This is a genomic window from Comamonas squillarum (assembly GCF_025309455.1).
GTDB classification, from domain to species: domain Bacteria; phylum Pseudomonadota; class Gammaproteobacteria; order Burkholderiales; family Burkholderiaceae_C; genus Comamonas; species Comamonas squillarum.
Genome location: NZ_CP104377.1, coordinates 3454758 through 3471397 on the forward strand (window position 1 = coordinate 3454758; position 16640 = coordinate 3471397).

16 protein-coding genes are annotated in these 16640 nt (G+C 65.6%); 7 read left to right on the forward strand and 9 right to left on the reverse strand.

Going from position 1 to position 16640, the window contains the following annotated elements:
* Positions 1 to 15: 15 nt before the first annotated feature.
* From N4T19_RS16065 to N4T19_RS16075, 3 genes are read left to right on the forward strand one after another with little or no spacing between them, the layout of a single operon-like run.
* Positions 16 to 1212, forward strand: a complete 1197-nt coding sequence (locus tag N4T19_RS16065) for an acetyl-CoA C-acetyltransferase (RefSeq protein WP_116927442.1) — start codon at positions 16 to 18, stop codon at positions 1210 to 1212.
* Positions 1213 to 1256: 44 nt separating this feature from the next.
* Positions 1257 to 2246, forward strand: coding sequence for a Bug family tripartite tricarboxylate transporter substrate binding protein (locus N4T19_RS16070; protein WP_260718510.1), 990 nt, complete (start codon positions 1257 to 1259; stop codon positions 2244 to 2246).
* Positions 2247 to 2256: 10 nt separating this feature from the next.
* A complete protein-coding gene (locus N4T19_RS16075) occupies positions 2257 to 3798 on the forward strand; it encodes a class I adenylate-forming enzyme family protein (RefSeq protein ID WP_260718511.1) in 1542 nt (513 codons plus the stop codon).
* Here the strand turns inward: N4T19_RS16075 and N4T19_RS16080 are convergent.
* The 3 genes from N4T19_RS16080 to N4T19_RS16090 all read right to left on the reverse strand — a co-directional run bounded on the left by N4T19_RS16080 (position 3785) and on the right by N4T19_RS16090 (position 7472).
* A complete protein-coding gene (locus tag N4T19_RS16080) occupies positions 3785 to 4606 on the reverse strand; it encodes a TlpA disulfide reductase family protein (protein WP_260718512.1) in 822 nt (273 codons plus the stop codon). The genes N4T19_RS16075 and N4T19_RS16080 overlap by 14 nt on opposite strands.
* 134 nt (positions 4607 to 4740) lie before the next feature.
* Positions 4741 to 6180: an NAD-dependent succinate-semialdehyde dehydrogenase gene (locus tag N4T19_RS16085; RefSeq protein ID WP_116927490.1), complete on the reverse strand. Its 1440-nt coding sequence runs from the start codon at positions 6178 to 6180 to the stop codon at positions 4741 to 4743.
* An 83-nt stretch (positions 6181 to 6263) separates the two neighbouring features.
* Complete coding sequence (locus N4T19_RS16090; protein WP_116927435.1) at positions 6264 to 7472, reverse strand: ABC transporter substrate-binding protein; 1209 nt, start codon at positions 7470 to 7472, stop codon at positions 6264 to 6266.
* A 255-nt stretch (positions 7473 to 7727) separates the two neighbouring features.
* On the opposite strand from N4T19_RS16090, the gene N4T19_RS16095 reads away from it, so the two are divergent.
* From N4T19_RS16095 to N4T19_RS16110, 4 genes are read left to right on the forward strand one after another with little or no spacing between them, the layout of a single operon-like run.
* Complete coding sequence (locus N4T19_RS16095; protein ID WP_116927434.1) at positions 7728 to 8093, forward strand: Zn-ribbon domain-containing OB-fold protein; 366 nt, start codon at positions 7728 to 7730, stop codon at positions 8091 to 8093.
* Positions 8094 to 8107: 14 nt separating this feature from the next.
* Complete coding sequence (locus N4T19_RS16100; protein WP_116927433.1) at positions 8108 to 9301, forward strand: thiolase; 1194 nt, start codon at positions 8108 to 8110, stop codon at positions 9299 to 9301.
* Positions 9302 to 9333: 32 nt separating this feature from the next.
* Complete coding sequence (locus tag N4T19_RS16105; protein WP_116927432.1) at positions 9334 to 10494, forward strand: acyl-CoA dehydrogenase family protein; 1161 nt, start codon at positions 9334 to 9336, stop codon at positions 10492 to 10494.
* Positions 10491 to 10949, forward strand: coding sequence for a PaaI family thioesterase (locus N4T19_RS16110; protein WP_021027471.1), 459 nt, complete (start codon positions 10491 to 10493; stop codon positions 10947 to 10949). The genes N4T19_RS16105 and N4T19_RS16110 overlap by 4 nt, the downstream gene beginning before the upstream one ends.
* Before the next feature lie 381 nt (positions 10950 to 11330).
* On the opposite strand, the gene minE is transcribed toward N4T19_RS16110, so the two are convergent.
* The 6 genes from minE to N4T19_RS16140 form a co-directional block, all read right to left on the reverse strand.
* Complete coding sequence (gene minE / locus N4T19_RS16115; protein ID WP_021027472.1) at positions 11331 to 11588, reverse strand: cell division topological specificity factor MinE; 258 nt, start codon at positions 11586 to 11588, stop codon at positions 11331 to 11333.
* Positions 11589 to 11593: 5 nt separating this feature from the next.
* Entirely contained in the window at positions 11594 to 12406 is an 813-nt protein-coding gene (gene minD, locus N4T19_RS16120; protein ID WP_116927431.1) for a septum site-determining protein MinD, read from the reverse strand.
* Between the two features lie 67 nt (positions 12407 to 12473).
* Entirely contained in the window at positions 12474 to 13205 is a 732-nt protein-coding gene (gene minC / locus N4T19_RS16125; RefSeq protein WP_116927430.1) for a septum site-determining protein MinC, read from the reverse strand.
* 190 nt (positions 13206 to 13395) lie between these two features.
* Positions 13396 to 14877 (reverse strand): hypothetical protein, encoded by a 1482-nt coding sequence (locus tag N4T19_RS16130; RefSeq protein WP_165841241.1) that lies wholly within the window; start codon positions 14875 to 14877, stop codon positions 13396 to 13398.
* A 92-nt stretch (positions 14878 to 14969) separates the two neighbouring features.
* The gene (locus tag N4T19_RS16135; protein ID WP_133248223.1) at positions 14970 to 15608 is read right to left on the reverse strand and encodes a hypothetical protein; all 639 of its coding nucleotides are present in this window, start codon (positions 15606 to 15608) and stop codon (positions 14970 to 14972) included.
* Between the two features lie 23 nt (positions 15609 to 15631).
* Complete coding sequence (locus N4T19_RS16140) at positions 15632 to 16570, reverse strand: zinc ribbon domain-containing protein (protein WP_260718513.1); 939 nt, start codon at positions 16568 to 16570, stop codon at positions 15632 to 15634.
* Positions 16571 to 16640: the final 70 nt, after the last annotated feature.

The window sequence follows — 16640 nt, forward strand, 5'->3', positions numbered from 1 at the left end:
TCTGGAGACATAACCATGCGTAAAGCCGCCATCGTCACCCCTTTGCGAACCCCGGTAGGCACCTACGGGGGCAGCCTGCGCCCCGTCTCGGTCGAGGACCTGGCCGCCACCACCGTGCGTGCCGTGGTCGAGCGCAGTGGCATCGACCCCAGCCGCATCGACGATGTGGTTTTTGCCCAGTCTTACGCCAGCAGCGAAACGCCTTGCGTGGGCCGATGGGCCGCGCTGCAGGCCGGCCTGCCGGTGGAAGTGCCCGGCATGCAGCTCGACCGCCGCTGCGGCGGCGGCCTGCAAGCGGTGGTCACCGCCTGCATGATGGTGCAAAGCGGCGCCGCCGATGTCGTGATCGCCGGTGGTGTGGAGAGCATGAGCAATATCGAGTACTACACCACCGATATGCGCTGGGGCAAGCGCGCCGGCAGCGTCACCATGTATGACCGCCTGGACCGGGGCCGCGAGCGCTCGCAACCGGTGGAGCGTTTTGGCGTCATCTCCGGCATGATCGAGACCGCCGAGAACCTGGCGCGCGACTACGGCATCAGCCGCGAAGAGGCCGACGCCTTTGCGCTGCGCAGCCACCAGCGCGCTGCCGCCGCCTGGCAGGCCGGCCGCTTTGATGCCGAGGTGGTACCCGTCAGCGTGCCGCAACGCAAGGGCGAGCCCATGCTGTTCAGCCGCGACGAGGGCTTTCGCGCCGATGCCACGATGGACTCGCTGGGCAAGCTGCGCGCGCTGATGAAGGGCGGCACCGTCAGCGCCGGCAATGCCAGCCAGCAAAACGATGCCTCGGCCGCCTGCCTCATCGTTGCCGAAGACAAGCTCCAGGAGCTGGGCCTGACGCCGATGGCCAGCCTGGTGGGCTGGGCCGCTGCCGGCTGCGAGCCCTCGCGCATGGGCATTGGCCCGGTGCCTGCCGTCAAGAAGCTGCTGGGCAAGCTGGGCCTGTCGATGAACGACATGGACCTGGTCGAGATCAACGAGGCCTTTGCCTGCCAGGTGCTGGCCGTGCTGCAAGGCCTGGAGTGGAACGATGCCGAGCGCCTGAATGTGAACGGCTCGGGCATCTCGCTGGGCCACCCGATTGGCGCCACGGGCGTGCGCATTCTGGCCACCTTGCTGCATGAGCTCGAACGCCGCAAGGGGCGCTACGGCCTGGAGACCATGTGCATCGGCGGCGGCCAGGGCATTGCCGCCGTGTTCGAGCGCTACTGACGCACGGCAGCTGCCACCTACGACAAAAAACCAGGAGACAAGACATGACCTTCATCCACCGCCGCGGCCTGCTGGCCGCCACGGCAGCCGCCGCCCTCAGCCTTTGCGCTGCTGCCCATGCCCAAGGGGGCCTGGGATCGGGCGCACCGGTGCGCCTCATCGTCGGCTACTCGGCCGGCGGCCCCGTGGACCAGGGCGCACGCCTGCTGTCCATCGCGCTGTCCAAGGAGCTGAGCAGCACCGTCGTGGTCGACAACAAGACGGGCGCCAACGCCACCCTGGCCGGCAACGAAACCTCGCGCGCCAACCCCGATGGCCTGACCCTGTGGTTTGCCGCCAGCCCCACGATCACCATCAGCCCCAATGTGATGCGCAAGATGCAGTTCGACCCGGTCAAGGACCTCACCCCGATCGCGCCGGTGCTGAGCTACTACAACGTGCTGGTAGCCAACAACAACGAGCCCTTCAAGACCACGCAGGCGCTGGTCGACTATGCCAAGGCCCACCCTGGCAAGCTCAGCTATGCATCGGCGGGCGTTGGCGGCTCCAACCACCTGGGCACCTTGCTGTTTGCCAAGCGCAGCGGCATCGAGCTGAACCATGTGCCCTACCGCGGCAACGCGCCAGCGATGACCGATGTGATGGGCGGCCAGATCAACATGATGATGGACATCATCAGCACCGCCGGCACCTACATCCACGGCAAGAAGGTGACGCCCATTGCCGTCACCTCGCCCCAGCGCAACCCGGCGCTGCCCGATGTGCCAACCTTTGCCGAAAGCGGCATCGAAGGCCTCAAGGGCTTTGATGTCGGCGGCTGGTATGCCGTCTACGGCCCCAAGGGCATGTCGCCCGAGCTGCAGATGCGCCTGAACAAGGCGATCAATGCCGCGCTGGCCCAGCCTGAGCTCAAGGCCAAGTACAAGGAGCTGGGCTACGACGAATGGACGGGCAGCCCCCAGACCCTGGTCGAGCGCGCCGCCAAGGAACGCCAGATGTGGTCCACCGTGACCCAGGGCATTGTGGTGGACTGAAGAGGAACATATGGAATTTCGCATTCACCAGTTTCTGGACCGCTGGCTGCAGGAGGCCCCTGACCGGCCCTTCATCTACCTGCCGGACCGCACGTTGAGCTATGCCGACCTGGGCCGCCTGGTCGATGCGCTGGAGGCGGAGCTGCGCGTGCTGCAGGTGCGCAGCGGCGACCGCGTGCTGGTGGTCGCCGAGAACTGCCCCGAGCATGCCGCCTTGCTGCTGGCCTGCAGCCGCGTGGGCGCCTGGGCCTGCGGCGTCAATGCCCGCATGGCGCCCGGCGAGGTGCGCGGCTTTGCCGACAAGGCCGATGCGCGGGTGGTCTACTTCACCGACCGCGTCTCCAAGGCCGCTACCGCGCACGCCGAGCGCTATGGCGTCAGCCCCTCCTGCGTGCCGGGCCTGGCCCACACGGCGGTGCGTGCCGATGCGCGCGCCGAGCCCGAGCCGGACGGCAATCCAGTCGCTGCCATCATCTTCACCTCCGGCACCACCGGCACGCCCAAGGGCGTGCTGATGAGCCAGCGCGGTGTGGCGCACTTTGCCCGCGTCTCGGCCCAGTCGCGCCGGCTCGGGCCCGATGACAAGGTCTACGCCTTTGTGCCGATGACCCATATCTTCGGCCTGGGCACGGTGCTGCTGGCCTCGCTGTCGGCCGGCGCCGCGCTGGAGATGCGCAGCCAGTTCGAGCCCGCCGATCTGCTCGACGCGCTCGCCCACCATGGCATCACGCAGCTGCAAGGCCCGCCCACCTTGTTTGCGCGCCTCTTGCAGTACTGCGAGCAGCAGGGCATCCGCCAACCGGCGGCGCCGCATCTGCGCTACCTCTACACTGGCGCCGGCCCGCTCGATCTGGCGCTGAAAACCAAGGTCGAGGCGCTGTTTGGCCAGACCCTGCACCATGGCTATGCGATGAGCGAATACGCCGGCTCGCTGCACCTGACGCACATCGACGAAGCCCGCAGCGACACCAGCGCTGGCTACTGCATCGATGGCGCGGAACTGCAGATCGTCGATCCGCACAGCGGCCGTCCGCTGCCGACCGGCGAGCGCGGCGAGATCTGGGTGCGGGGCACGGGCCTGATGCCCGGCTACTTCCGTGACCCCGAGGCCACGGCAGCCGCTTTGCGCGACGGCGGCTGGTACGCCACCGGCGACCTGGGCGAGCTGCATGCCGATGGCGCGCTCTTCGTCGTGGGCCGCCTCAAGGAGATGATCATCCGCTCGGGCTTCAACGTCTACCCCAGCGAGGTCGAGCATGCGCTGGGCAGCTTCCCCGGCATCCAGCGCGCCGCCGTCGTGGGCCAGAAGGAAGCCGATGGCAACGAGGCCGTGATCGCCTTTGTCGTGCAGGATGCCCGCCATCCACCCGATGCGCAGGCGCTGCAGGAACACCTGCGCGAGCACCTGGCGCCCTACAAGCGGCCGGCGCGCATCATTGCCATCGATGAGCTGCCGGTGAATGCCAATGGCAAGGTGATGAAGCGCGAGCTGCAGGCCCGGCTGGAGTCGGAGCAGACCGCTGCAGCGCCCGCAAGCGCTACGGCGTCGTAGGCGGAACGATCTGCTGCATGAAGTCGTTCAGGCTGGCGGCAGACAACTCGCCCACGCGCTGGCCCTGCAACTGGCCGCTGGCGTCATAGAACAAGGTGGTGGGCAGCGCGCGGCTGCCGGCCACCTCGCCCATGCTGTTGCGCGGATCGAGCAGCACCTGGCCATCGGGCAGGCCAAAGCCGCGCGCGGCCTTGAGCACCACCTCAGGCGCCTCTTGCTGGTTCACCCAGAGAAACTGCGCCTGCGGGTAGCGCTTTTGCGCCTCCAGCAGCGCGGGCATCTCGCGCACGCAGGGGGTGCACCAGCTGGCCCAGAGGTTGATGACCACGGGCTTGCCTTTGAACTGGTCGAGCGCATGGCTTTGGGCATCGAGCGCCACCAGCGACAGCGGCGGCAAGGCCTTGGCGCTGGAGGAGAAGTTGGAGACCAGGGCATTGCCGCCCAGCCACAGCACGCCAAACAGCGCTGCCGCGCCCGCCAGCGGCTGGAACACGGCCTTTTTGCGCAGCCACAGCCACCACATATAGACAACCGCCACCGCCAGCGCCGCCCAGGGCTCCCAGCCCCCATCGCGCACATTCAGCATTGACAGCGGCTGCGCCAGGTACTCGTCGGCATAGCGGGCGACAAAGCCCAGGCGCGCCGCCACCAGCGCCAACAGCGGCAGCAGCCAGGCATGCGGCGTTGTGGACAGGCCGCGCTTGCGCGCCCAGCGCGCCAGCAGCACATCGGCCGCAAGCCATGCCAGCATCAAAATGACCAAACCCCAGGGCAGTGAGAACGGCCCGATCTGCAAACTTGCGCTCATCGTTGTATTTCTGAAAGACAAAAAACGCTGGAGTGGGTACACACCAGCGGCGATTGTGCAGTCTGAATACCTGGCGCGCCTTTTGGTTCCATTCCTGGGCCCGGCAGCAGGGCCCGGGAAGGGGAAAAACTGCTTTACTGGTCTTCGCTGACCAGCTTGATATTGCAGTAAGCCTGCAGGCCTTCAATGCCGCATTCCGAGCCCCAGCCGCTTTCCTTGACGCCGCCAAACGGTGCCTCGGCCATCGAGATGTTCAAGGTGTTGATGCCCAGCATGCCGGTCTGCACGCCGTTGGAGAGCTGCTGGCGCACGGCGCTGTCCTGCGTGAAGGCATAGGCGGCCAGGCCGTACTGCAGGCGGTTGGCGCGCTGGAGCGCTTCGTCCATGTCGGCGATGGGATTGATCAGCGCGACCGGGCCAAAGGGCTCCTCGTTCATCAGGCCGGCGTCTTCGGGCAGGTTGCTGATGACAGTGGGCTCCCAGAAGAAGCCCTTGCCGGGCATGCGCTTGCCGCCGGTGTGCAGCGTAGCGCCCTTCTCCTGGGCATCGGCGATCAGGCGGGTGAGGGCCTCGATGCGGCGCGGATTGGCCAGCGGGCCCATCTGGCTGCTCTCGTCCAGGCCGTTGCCGACCTTGAGCTTTTTGGTGCGCTCGACAAAGGCGCTCACAAAGCTGTCGAACACATCGCGGTGTACATAAAAGCGCGTGGGCGAGATGCAGACCTGGCCGGCATTGCGGAACTTGCCGGCGACCAGGGCATCGGCGGCCTTGTTGATGTCGGCATCCTTCCAGACGATGACCGGTGCATGGCCGCCCAGCTCCAAGGTGGCGCGCTTCATGCTCTTGGCGGCATGCGAGGCCAGCATCTTGCCCACGGCGGTGGAGCCGGTGAACGAGAACTTGGCCACCTCGGGCTGGTCGAGCAGGTAGCCCGAGACCTCGGCGGGCACACCAAACACCATGTTCAGCACACCGGCGGGCAGGCCGGCGTCATGCAGCACGCGCACCAGCTCCTGGGCGGTGGCGGGTGTTTCCTCGGCGGGCTTGAGCACCAGGGTGCAACCAGCGGCCAAAGCGCCGGCAATCTTGCGTGCGGGGGTGATGGCCGGGAAGTTCCAGGGCGCAAAGGCGGCGCAGACGCCGACGGGCTCATGGTGCACCGCGATGCGCTGGGTCGGGGTCTTGCCGGGCACCAGGCGGCCATAGTTGCGGCGGCCCTCTTCGGCATACCAGTCATAGGTGTCGGCAGCGGCCAGCACTTCCAGTTTGGCTTCGCGCACCGGCTTGCCCTGCTCCAGGGTCATGCAGCGGGCAATGTGGTCGGCACGCTCGCGGATCAGGCTGGCGGCCTTGCGCAAGATGTCCGAGCGGGCCAGCGGCGAGGTGCGCTTCCAGCCTTCAAAGGCTGCGTTGGCGGCCTGCAGGGCGGCCTGCAGATCGGCGGCGCTGGCGTGAGGCAGCTGGCCCAGCGTGGATTCGTCGAGCGGGTTGATGACCGGCTCGCTCTTGCGGCCGTCGGCGGACAGCCATTGGCCGTTGATAAATAGTTGCAACTGTGGATAAGCTTGGGACATGCTGGGCTCCTGCAAGGGGGTTTGGAATGCATAACGCGGTCTTTCAGCGCTGAAGACCGCGTTGCCTGTGGATAAGTCTGTGGTTACTTTTTCACGAAACCACACTTGCCATCGGCCATGGGCCGGAAGGCCTGGTCACCCGCAATGGTGGCCAGCACCTTGTAGTAGTCCCAAGGGCCTTTGGATTCCTCAGGCGACTTGACCTGCACCAGGTAGAGGTCGTGCACCATGCGGCCGTCCTCGCGCACATGGCCGTTCTGGCTGAAGAAATCCTCGATCTTGTTGGACTTGAGGTACTTGGTCACCGCGGGGCCATCGTCGGTCTTGGTGGCCGCCACGGCCTTGAGGTACTGGGTCACGGCCGAGTAGGTACCGGCATGCACCATCGAGGGCATGGTCTTCTTGCCCATGCGCTCAAAAAAGCGCTGCGAGAAGGCGCGCGTCTCGGGCGTGCGGTCCCAGTAGAAGGCGGTCGCAAAGGTCAGGCCCTGCGCGGTCTTGAGGCCCAGCGAATGCACGTCCTGGATGAACATGAACTGCGGCGCCACCGTCTGCTTTTGCATCAGGCCAAACTGCTTGGCCGACTTGATCGCATTGATCGTGTCATTGCCCGCGCTCACCAGGGTGACCACCGAGGCCTTGGACTCCTGCGCCTGCAGCACAAAGGACGAGAAATCGCTGGCATTGAGCGGGAAGTTGGTGCGGCCCACGATCTTGCCGCCGCCCTTGCTGACGATATTGGTCACCGTCTCGGCGCCGGCCTTGCCGAAGGCATAGTCCACCGCCATGATGTACCAGTCCTTCTTGCCTTTTTCCAGCATCGCATGGGCCACGCCGCTGGCCATCGCATAGGTGTCATAAGTGTAGTGGATGGCAGTGGGGATGCAGGCTTCGCTGGTCAGCGTGTCTGAGGCGCCGCCCGAGGTCAGCACCAGCTTGTTGCGCTCCTTAGCCAGGTTGTAGACCGCCATCGCGACGGCCGAGTTGTTCAGGTCCACCACCACGTCCACGCCATCGGTGTCAAACCAGGTGCGCGCACGGCTGGCACCGACATCGGCCTTGCCCTGGTGGTCGGCAAACACCACCTCGATCTTCTTGCCCCCCACACTGCCGCCAAAGTCTTCCACCGCCATGCGCGCGGCTTCGAGCGAGCCCCGCCCTGCGGTGTCGGCATAGGGGCCGGACATATCGCTGAGCACGGCAATCTTGACGACGTCGTCAGAGATGCCCTGCGCTTGCGCGCCCGTCGTGCAGCATGCGGCCATGGCCAAAGCCAGCGCGGTCATTTTCATGGTCTTGTCTCCGGTTTTATAGAAAGCGTTTGACAGACGATGCTAGAGATTTCCAGCGCGCCGGTTTCTGCATTTGCCAAGCGCCGCCTTAGGCTGCGCCAAAGCCTAGAAAACCCTGATGGTCTTCTAGAGCAAACTGCTGTCACCCAGGTTCGTCAAGCGCGGCCAAACCCCCTCTTCGGCAACCAATAATTGCGTGCAGCAGGCAATGGGGCCATGCTTGAGCATCCGCTATCTCCTCAGAAAGATTCCGCAATGACACCCTCGATGTCAAGCCAGTACCAGGCTGCATTGGATACGGGCAGCTTCCAGATTCAGCGCTGCAAGGCCTGCGCCCAGGCCATCTTCTACCCCCGTGAGCTGTGCCCGCATTGCGGCAGCGATGCGCTGGCCTGGGAGCAACCCAGCGGCCAGGGCACGGTCTACTCGACCACAGTGATCCGCCGCAAGGCCGAGGCTGGTGGCGACTACAACGTCGCGCTGGTGGACCTGGCAGAAGGCCCGCGCATGATGAGCCGCGTCGAAGGCATGGCACCGGCCGATGTGAAGATCGGCATGGCGGTGAAGGCCGAAGTCATCGAGCACAACGGCAAGGGCCTGGTGGTGTTCAAAGCCGCATAACGAGGGATAAAAACATGGCACAAGTACATACCAGCAGCGGCCTGCGCGCGCTGCGCGGCAAGGCCGCCATCACCGGCGTGGCCACCTATGGCTGCGGCGAAGCCCCGGGCTCGGACGACATGCTGCTGCTCGCCCGCGCCGCCCATGCGGCCGTGGCCGATGCGGGCCTGACGATGCAGGACATCGACGGCCTGGCCACCTGCAGCGTCAACGCCACCATGTGGCCCATGCCGGTGATCGAGCACCTGGGCATCAACCCAAACTACGTCAATGGCACCATGCTGGGCGGCTCCAGCTTTATCGCCCACCTGCTGCCCTCGATCATGGCCTTGGAGGCCGGCCAGTGCAAGCATGTGCTGGTCTGCTACGGCAGCGCCCAGCGCTCGGCCGCCTTTGGCCGCAAAGAATCGACCGCTGCGCGCAAGTTCATGGACCCGCAGCCCTTTGAGCACCCGTTTGAGCCCACGATGCCGGTCGCAGCCTATGCGATGGCTGCGGCCCGCCACATGCACCAGTACGGCACCACACGCGAGCAGCTTGCGGCCGTCGCCGTCTCGGCGCGCCAATGGGCGCAGAAGAACCCCGAGGCCTTCATGCGCGATTCGCTCTCCATCGAGCAGGTGCTGGGCGCGCGCATGGTGGCCGATCCCTTCACCGTGCGCGACTGCTGCCTGGTGACCGATGGCGGCGGCGCCTTTGTGCTCAGCCGCGCAGAAGACGCCCAGCGCGGCCCCAACGCCCCCATCTATGTGCTGGGCAATGCCACGGCCTGCTGGAACCGCCAGATCTCGTCGATGCCCGACCTCACCGTCACCGCTGCGAGCCAGTCCGGCGCGCAGGCCTTTGCGATGGCAGGCCTGACAGCGCAGGACATGGATGTGGTCGAGCTCTACGACGCCTTCACCATCAACACCCTGCTTTTCCTGGAAGACCTGGGCTTTGTCAAAAAGGGCGAGGCCGGTGCCTTTGTTGCCAGCGGAGCGATTGCGCCGGGCGGCAGCCTGCCGGTCAACACCAATGGCGGAGGCCTGTCCTGCGTGCACCCGGGCATGTACGGCATCTTTGCGCTGATCGAGGCGGTGCGCCAGCTGCGCGGCAACTGCGGCGAACGCCAGGTGGCGGGCGCCCAGCTGGCACTGGCCCATGGCAATGGCGGCACCTTGTCCAGCCAGGCCACGGCGATCCTGGGCACGGCGGCAACGCTCTGACCTGCGCTACAGAACACAACAGAGAACCATCCATGATTCGAGACCCAGAAACCCTGGAGGCGCTGCTCGACAGCGTGCGCCGCTTTGTGCGCGAGCGCCTGGTGCCCGCCGAAAACGAAGTCGCCGAGACCGACGAGATCCCCGAAGCCATCGTGCAGGAGATGCGCGAGCTGGGCCTGTTTGGCCTGACGATTCCCGAGCAGTTCGGCGGTCTGGAGCTGACGATGGAGGAGGAAGTGCATGTGCTGCTGGAGCTGTGCCAGACCTCGCCCGCCTTCCGCTCGGTGATCGGCACCACGGTGGGCATCGGCTCGCAAGGCATTCTGATGGATGGCACCGATGCCCAGAAGGCCGAGTGGCTGCCACGCCTGGCCACCGGCGAGGTGATCGCCTCGTTCGCGCTGACCGAGCCCGAAGCCGGCTCGGACGCCGCCTCCCTGCGCACCACCGCCGTCAAGCAGGGCGACCACTACCTCGTCAACGGCACCAAGCGCTTTATCACCAATGCGCCCCATGCCGGCATGTTCACCCTGATGGCGCGCACCAACCCGGCCGACAAGGGCGCGGGGGGCGTGTCATCCTTCATCGTCGATGCCCAGAGCCCGGGCATCAGCTTTGGCAAGTACGACAAGAAGATGGGCCAGCGCGGCGCCCACACCTGCGATGTGATCTTTGACAACGTCAAGGTGCCCGCCGCCAACCTGATCGGCCTGCAAGAGGGCCGCGGCTTCAAGACCGCGATGAAGGTGCTGGAAAAAGGCCGCATCCACATCGCCGCCGTGGCCGTGGGCTGCGCCAAGCGCATCCTGCGCGACGCGCTGCAGTACTCGCTCGAGCGCAAACAGTTTGGCCAGGCGATCTGCGACTTTCAGCTGGTGCAGGCCATGCTGGCCGACAGCCAGGCCGAGCTGTATGCCGCCGAGTGCATGACCATTGACGCCGCGCGCCGCCGCGACGCGGGCCAGAACGTCTCGACCGAGGCATCGAGCGCCAAGATGTTTGCCACCGAGATGTGCGGCCGCGTGGCCGACCGCGCGGTGCAGATCCTGGGCGGCTCGGGCTATATGGCCGAGTACGGCATCGAGCGCTTCTACCGCGATGTGCGCCTGTTCCGCCTCTACGAAGGCACGACCCAGATCCAGCAGATCATCATTGCGCGCAACATGGTGCGCGACGCCAAGGCCGCCGCATGAGCACCACCCCACCCCGCCAGCAGCTGAGCATCGAGGACCTCAACACCCGCGTGCCCTTTCTGCGCCTCATCGGCGCGCGCCAGGACCCGAACTTTGAAGACGGCATTGTGCGCGTGCACCTGCCCGACCTGCGCGAGGAGCTGTGCAACCAGCTGCCCGCCGCGCATGGCGGCATCCTGATGACCCTGCTGGACGTGGCCATGTCCCGCGCTGCCGTGCTCGCGCCCGGCGCGCCGTCGAGCACCGCCGTCACCGTCGAGATGTCCTCGCGCTTCATCTACCCGGGCCGTGGCCCGCTGGTTGCCGAAGGCTGGGTCATCAACCAGGGCCGCTCGCTGTGCACCTGCCAGGCCAACATCTACGACGCCAACCGCCGCATCCTGGCCACCGCCCAGGGCACCTTCAAGTACTGGAAAGCCCACGCCTACGACAACACGGCCGAGCCCAGTGCATAACTGAGGGGAAAAGCACGGCCATGTGCATAGTTTTGTGGATAAGCCGCTGACTTATCCACGACCCACCAGAAGTCCACCGACTTACCCCCAACGAAAACGCGACCCGAAGGTCGCGTTTGTTTTTGAAGAACGGAAAACAGGATGGTGATTCCGGTATTCAACAGCTAGGAGCAGCGCGCACAGCGCCCAAGCCACCCACCCCAATGGCGAGATGGGCCCGCAGGCTAGGCGTGGCGCCGCAGACAATACTTTGGTATGGCAAGGCGCCACAACAACGCATGCGGGCCCATATCGCCACCCAAAAACGAAAACTGCCAAAGTCCCATCCAGAACAAGAATCCGCCAGAGCACACATGCACCCAGGACAGGATCCCCACCGACTTACTTGTCTGGAAGCTCGATTTTTACTTCAAGAACTTCAAGGTTGTCTTGTCGTTCCAGGTTGACGCGGACGTCATCCGGATTGATGGAGACGTACTTGGCGATCACCGCCATCAGCTCTTTTTGCAGCGCAGGCAGATAGTCCGGCTGGTTGTTGCTACGCCCAGTGCGCTCACGCGCCAAAATAATCTGCAGCCGCTCCTTGGCGACCGACGCGGTCTTTTTCTTTTCACCCAAGAACAGGGACAGCAAGGACATTGAACTTACCTCCCAAAAATGCGTTTGAAGAAACCAGGCTTTTGCGCATCGGTAAAGCGCATCGGCTTGTCTTCACCCAAAAAGCGTGCCACCACATCCTTGTAGGCTTCGGACACATCGGTCTGGTTCAGGTTGATCGCAGGCGTGCCCTGGTTGGACGCCTGCAGCACCGACTCCGACTCGGGAATCACACCAATCAGCGGAATGCGCAGAATGTCCTGGATATCCTCCAGCGACAGCATCTGGCCGTCCTGCACCCGGTTGGGGTTGTAGCGGGTGATCAGCAAATGCTCCTTGATCGGATCGCCGCCATCGACGGCGCGCTTGGTCTTGGAGCTGAGCATGCCCAGAATGCGGTCCGAGTCACGCACGGAAGAGACCTCGGGGTTGGTGACCACCAGCGCCTCGTCGGCAAAGTGCATGGCCATCAGCGCCCCGCTCTCGATACCGGCGGGCGAGTCGCAGACGATGAAATCAAAGTCCATCGCGGCCAGGTCCTTGAGGATCTTCTCGACCCCCTCCTGCGTCAGCGCATCCTTGTCGCGCGTTTGCGAGGCGGCCAGGATGTAGAGGTTCTCGAGCTGCTTGTCCTTGATCAGCGCCTGGTTGAGGTTGGCCTCGCCCTGGATCACATTGATCAGGTCATAGACCACACGGCGCTCGCAGCCCATGATCAGGTCCAGATTGCGCAGGCCGACATCGAAGTCGATCACCGCAGTCTTGTGCCCGCTCAGCGCCAGTCCGGCCGCAAAGCTTGCACTGGTGGTAGTTTTTCCAACTCCGCCCTTGCCGGAAGTTACAACGACGATTTTTGCCATCTTTCGATCCGATCCCTTTACGTCCTCAAATGTCCAAAGCCCGGTGCGGGCCGTCCCCGTGCGCCTGTCACAGCGGTTCGATCAACAGTTTCTCACCTTCAAGCCGCACCACGGCTGCCTTGCCCGACAGCTCGGCGGGCCAATCCGACTCGACCGTGCGGTAGATGCCCGCGATGGACACCAGCTGCGGCTCAAAACAGGTGCAATAAATACGTGCACTCTTATCCCCCCGGGCGCCGGCCACGGCCCGGCCCCGCAAGGGCCCGTAGACATGGACGTTGCCATCGGCAATCACCTCGGCGCCGTAGCTGACGATGGCGTTGACGATCACATCGCTGCCCGCCGCATAGACCTGCTGGCCCGAGCGCATCGGTTTGTCGACCCGCATGGTCGCCTTGGCCGGCAGCTGCACTTCCTTGATGACCTCGACTTCGACCTCGCGCACTTCGGGCTCAGCCGCCTTGCGCGCAGGTGGCGCCTCGGGCGCGGCGATCAGCCCCGCCGCATAGGCGCGGGCCATCTGCGCCTCGCTGCCGCCGCGCACCGCCACCGGTGTGGTGCGGTACTGGCGCAGCAAGGCCACCAGGGCAGCAAAGTCGATGTCCTCATCGGCCTCGCGCAGCTGCGCCAGATCGACCAGCACCGGGTCGTGGTCGAAGAAGGCGGAGTCGCTGCCAAAACGCTCGGCAAACTCCTGCGCCAACTGCTCCAGGTCGGCCGAACGCAGTGCGAACGCAACCACCGGCAACTGGGCGCTTTTCATATCGAAACCGCTGCGCTGGGTCGTTTCACCTGACATGGTTATAAGCCGATCTAGTTACTGGACATGAATCGGCAAAGTGTAACCTGCCTGACGTGAATCGCCGCAGCCGGTCTGCCGTTTTGCCCGGATTGACAACACTCTTTTACCAATGAAGCCGCGCTTACGGGCGGATACAGAGTGCCATGAAAAAGGGCGCTTGCGCGCCCTCAAAGAATGCCACAACCCGTCAAGGCTTGAGCTGGAAGCCGCAGTGGCCGCAAAAGACATCGTCGGCCGCCACCACTTCAAAGCAGCTGCGGCAGCGCAGCAAGGGCTCGGAGGCCGCCTGTGCCGCTGGGGCTGCCGCAGGCGGCAAGGCCGAAGCTGCCGCGCCGCCAGCCACCGCTGCGCCACCCAGACCCGCTGCGGTAGCTGGCGCTACGGGCGGCTGCACGGGGGCTGGCGCCACCACGGGTGCCGGGGCCACAGGGGCTTGCGACACGGGGGCAGGTGGTACCGGAGCCACGGGCGCCGAAGGCGGCACAGGCGCAGGGGCGGGTACCGGCGCGGACGCCACGGGAGCAGCCGGTGCGACAGGTGCGACCGGCGCAGGTGCCGGGGCAAAGATATCGTGGTGCGGTGCCACCGGTGCGGCTGGCGTCACTGGCGCCACAGGCGCTGCCGGGCCTCGTGCCGCAGCACCCTGGTGGCCATGGCCATCCATATGCGCGGCGTGGCGCACCTTGTCGGCCGCTTCACGGGCCATGCCCTGGGCCTGGCGGGCCTTTTCGCGCGCCAGGTCAATGCCGGCCTGCAGACTCTCTTCGGTGCCCTGCTCATCAAGACCGTCGGTGACCATCAGGTAGATGATGTTCACGCCCATGATCATTACCTGCATGGTCAGCGCCATCAGCACCGCAAACAGGATCACGGTCGACAGCGTACCGGCCAGCATATGGCCGCTGCTGGCCATCGCGCCAAAGGCGGCGGAGTTGCCCATGCCGCCCATCGAGGCCATCATGCTCGGGCCAATCACGCCGCTGGCAATGGCCGTCATGTAGGCAAAGCCGGGGATGAAGCCGGTAAACACCACCAAGGTGATCACGGTGATGACGATATAGAGCGCCAGCAGCATCAGCACCAGTGGCACCAGGCGCGTGCGCACGACAGCCACCACCAGCGATACGGCGCGGCGCAGCGAGCGGCCGTCCCAGATCGCCGGCGCGAGCAGTGGCGCGGCGACCCAGTACAGCGCGATGAAGAACACCGAGGCGGCGATCACCATCACCGGGTGGGCAAAGAACAGCAGGATCGGTCCGATGAACGGGATCTTGCAGACGAAATACACAATGGCCGCCACCAGGCACAGGCCCAGCACCACGGCCAGCACCAGCAGACCAAACAGGATAAATCGCGGCACACACAGCAGGCCCGCGCGGATGGCGGCCGCCACGCTGCGCTGCTCCACATCCTTGGCCTTGTCCTGCAGCAGGATGCCGACGGCCGACATGCCGGCCGAGAACACCACCGAGGCGATGACCAGGAACAGCAGCGCCAGCAGCATGCTGCCCGCACGGGTTGCCAGCATCTGGCCGCCCACCATCACCAGCCCTCCGGCCAGCCAGGTCAGGAACGACAAGCCGAGCACGCGCCACTGGGTCAGCCCCTCGGCCGCTCGCATCAGTTGGCCAAAGTCAATGGACTTCAACATCGATTGGGGAGAAGACATCTGCGATTCCTTCGTCGTTTTTACCGTATAGCTGCTCCGCCATGGCCTGCGCAGGCGCTTTCATGGCGGAGATGGGGGGATGGGCCGCCTGCTCAGTCGATGCGGCTGGGCCAGGGTTTGGCCTGGATCACGAAATGCTCGACACCGGCGGGCACATTCTTGTCGGCCGATTTCTTGACCTCGACCGGGTTGCCGGCCTCGGTGGGCGCGGTGCCGGAATTGGTGTTGACCTTCTTGGCGCGCAGATCACGTGGCGAGACGGTGACAAAAATCGTGGCGCCGCCGCGGTTGTCGGCCATCATCGTGGCAATGTCCTTGATGGCGACCATCGCATCCTTGTGCTCCTGGCGCGACTTGGCGGCCCAGGGCAGATCGAGCGAGACCGAATCGAGCACCGGCATGGCGCGCGTGGCGGGCGACTGGCTGGTGCTGAAGACCTGCTCGGTGGTCATGGTCTTGCTGCCTTCCTTGATGCGCTGCTTGGCAGGCAAGGCGGACATGGCCTCGACGGCACGCAGGCGCAGGGCCTCGGCCTCGTCGATCTCGCCCTTCATCTTCTGCTCCCAGGTCACCAGGGCAGGTGGCACGGCAGGCTCACGGCAGCCGGGGGGCGATGCGACACCACATTCGACCTGCACCGGTACGGCCGGCGCGGGAGCCGGTGCGGGTTCTGGCGGCGGGGCAGCACAGCCGGCCAGCGCGAGCACCGACACCAGGGCGGACATTTTCATCAATAGTTTCACAAGGCTCTCCTTCAATTGAGCAAATCATCCAAAGTCTGTTTGCGCACCGGCTTGCGCACCGCCGGGCGGGCCGGTGCAGGTGCCGGGGCGGGCGCTTCCTCCACCGCCACCGCTGCGGCCGCAGCATCCTCGGCGGGCGCTGGCGCCAGCAGCGTTTCATTGGGGGCGAGTGCGGCATCGGTCGCGACCATCGCAGGCGCTGCGGACTCTACCGGCACGGCGGCATCAGCGGCCACGGGCTGGGCGGGCGCTGCCGGTGCGGAGACACTGGGCGCAGCCACCGCGCCACCGGCCGGGCGCCCTTGCTGGCTCGTCCACCACCAGGCACCGCCACCGGCCAACACGGCAATGCCCAGCAGCGCCAGCACGATGCGCAGCCCCTGCCCGCTGGGAGGCGGCGGGGCTTCAGGCATGGGGTTGCGCAGCTGCGCGCTGGCGCGTGGCCGCAGAGGGGGGTCCGCTGCGACGGGAGGGGCACGCTTGGCAGCGGCATCGGTCTCCCACAAGGGCACCTCGGGCTCGCGCAACGCGGGCGCCGGCACGGCCGCTGCCGGGCTCGCCGCCGCGCCGCCAATCACCATCGCAGCGCTGGTCTGGATGCGCTCGCCGGGCGGCAAGCTGGAGGGCGGCAGGGAGCTGTCCTGCACATTGCCAAAGACCAGAATGGCCTTTTCTTCGGCCACGCTCAGCGGCGCGTCCCAGTAGGGAGCCGTGTCCTCAAAACCAGGCGTCTCTTCAAACCGGCATCCGCATTGCTTGCAAAACAGCGCCTGGCCCTTGCACAGCGCGCCGCAATCGGGGCAGGTGGCGTAGGCGGCCACCGGCGCAGCCGGCGCACTGCGGGGGCTGGCTACGGCCTCGGGCGCCGCTGCGCTCTGCACCTTGCAGCCGCATTTTCGACAGAATTTAGCGCTGGCGGCCAATGCCTCGCCACATTGCACACAGTTCATGGAAACCCTCTCTCCCGAAACAGGCCGGTTGCTGCAGGCAACCAGCCGTATTTGTTCTCAATGTCATTGT

Coding starts and splice junctions, on each gene's coding strand:
- N4T19_RS16080 (WP_260718512.1), bottom strand. CDS start 4,606: ATGAGCGCAAGTTTGCAGATCGGGCCGTTCTCACTGCCCTGGGGTTTG.
- minE (WP_021027472.1), bottom strand. CDS start 11,588: ATGTCCTTGCTGTCCCTGTTCTTGGGTGAAAAGAAAAAGACCGCGTCG.
- N4T19_RS16105 (WP_116927432.1), top strand. CDS start 9,334: ATGATTCGAGACCCAGAAACCCTGGAGGCGCTGCTCGACAGCGTGCGC.
- minC (WP_116927430.1), bottom strand. CDS start 13,205: ATGTCAGGTGAAACGACCCAGCGCAGCGGTTTCGATATGAAAAGCGCC.
- minD (WP_116927431.1), bottom strand. CDS start 12,406: ATGGCAAAAATCGTCGTTGTAACTTCCGGCAAGGGCGGAGTTGGAAAA.
- N4T19_RS16135 (WP_133248223.1), bottom strand. CDS start 15,608: ATGAAAATGTCCGCCCTGGTGTCGGTGCTCGCGCTGGCCGGCTGTGCT.
- N4T19_RS16075 (WP_260718511.1), top strand. CDS start 2,257: ATGGAATTTCGCATTCACCAGTTTCTGGACCGCTGGCTGCAGGAGGCC.
- N4T19_RS16085 (WP_116927490.1), bottom strand. CDS start 6,180: ATGTCCCAAGCTTATCCACAGTTGCAACTATTTATCAACGGCCAATGG.
- N4T19_RS16090 (WP_116927435.1), bottom strand. CDS start 7,472: ATGAAAATGACCGCGCTGGCTTTGGCCATGGCCGCATGCTGCACGACG.
- N4T19_RS16130 (WP_165841241.1), bottom strand. CDS start 14,877: ATGTCTTCTCCCCAATCGATGTTGAAGTCCATTGACTTTGGCCAACTG.
- N4T19_RS16110 (WP_021027471.1), top strand. CDS start 10,491: ATGAGCACCACCCCACCCCGCCAGCAGCTGAGCATCGAGGACCTCAAC.
- N4T19_RS16095 (WP_116927434.1), top strand. CDS start 7,728: ATGACACCCTCGATGTCAAGCCAGTACCAGGCTGCATTGGATACGGGC.
- N4T19_RS16140 (WP_260718513.1), bottom strand. CDS start 16,570: ATGAACTGTGTGCAATGTGGCGAGGCATTGGCCGCCAGCGCTAAATTC.
- N4T19_RS16070 (WP_260718510.1), top strand. CDS start 1,257: ATGACCTTCATCCACCGCCGCGGCCTGCTGGCCGCCACGGCAGCCGCC.
- N4T19_RS16065 (WP_116927442.1), top strand. CDS start 16: ATGCGTAAAGCCGCCATCGTCACCCCTTTGCGAACCCCGGTAGGCACC.
- N4T19_RS16100 (WP_116927433.1), top strand. CDS start 8,108: ATGGCACAAGTACATACCAGCAGCGGCCTGCGCGCGCTGCGCGGCAAG.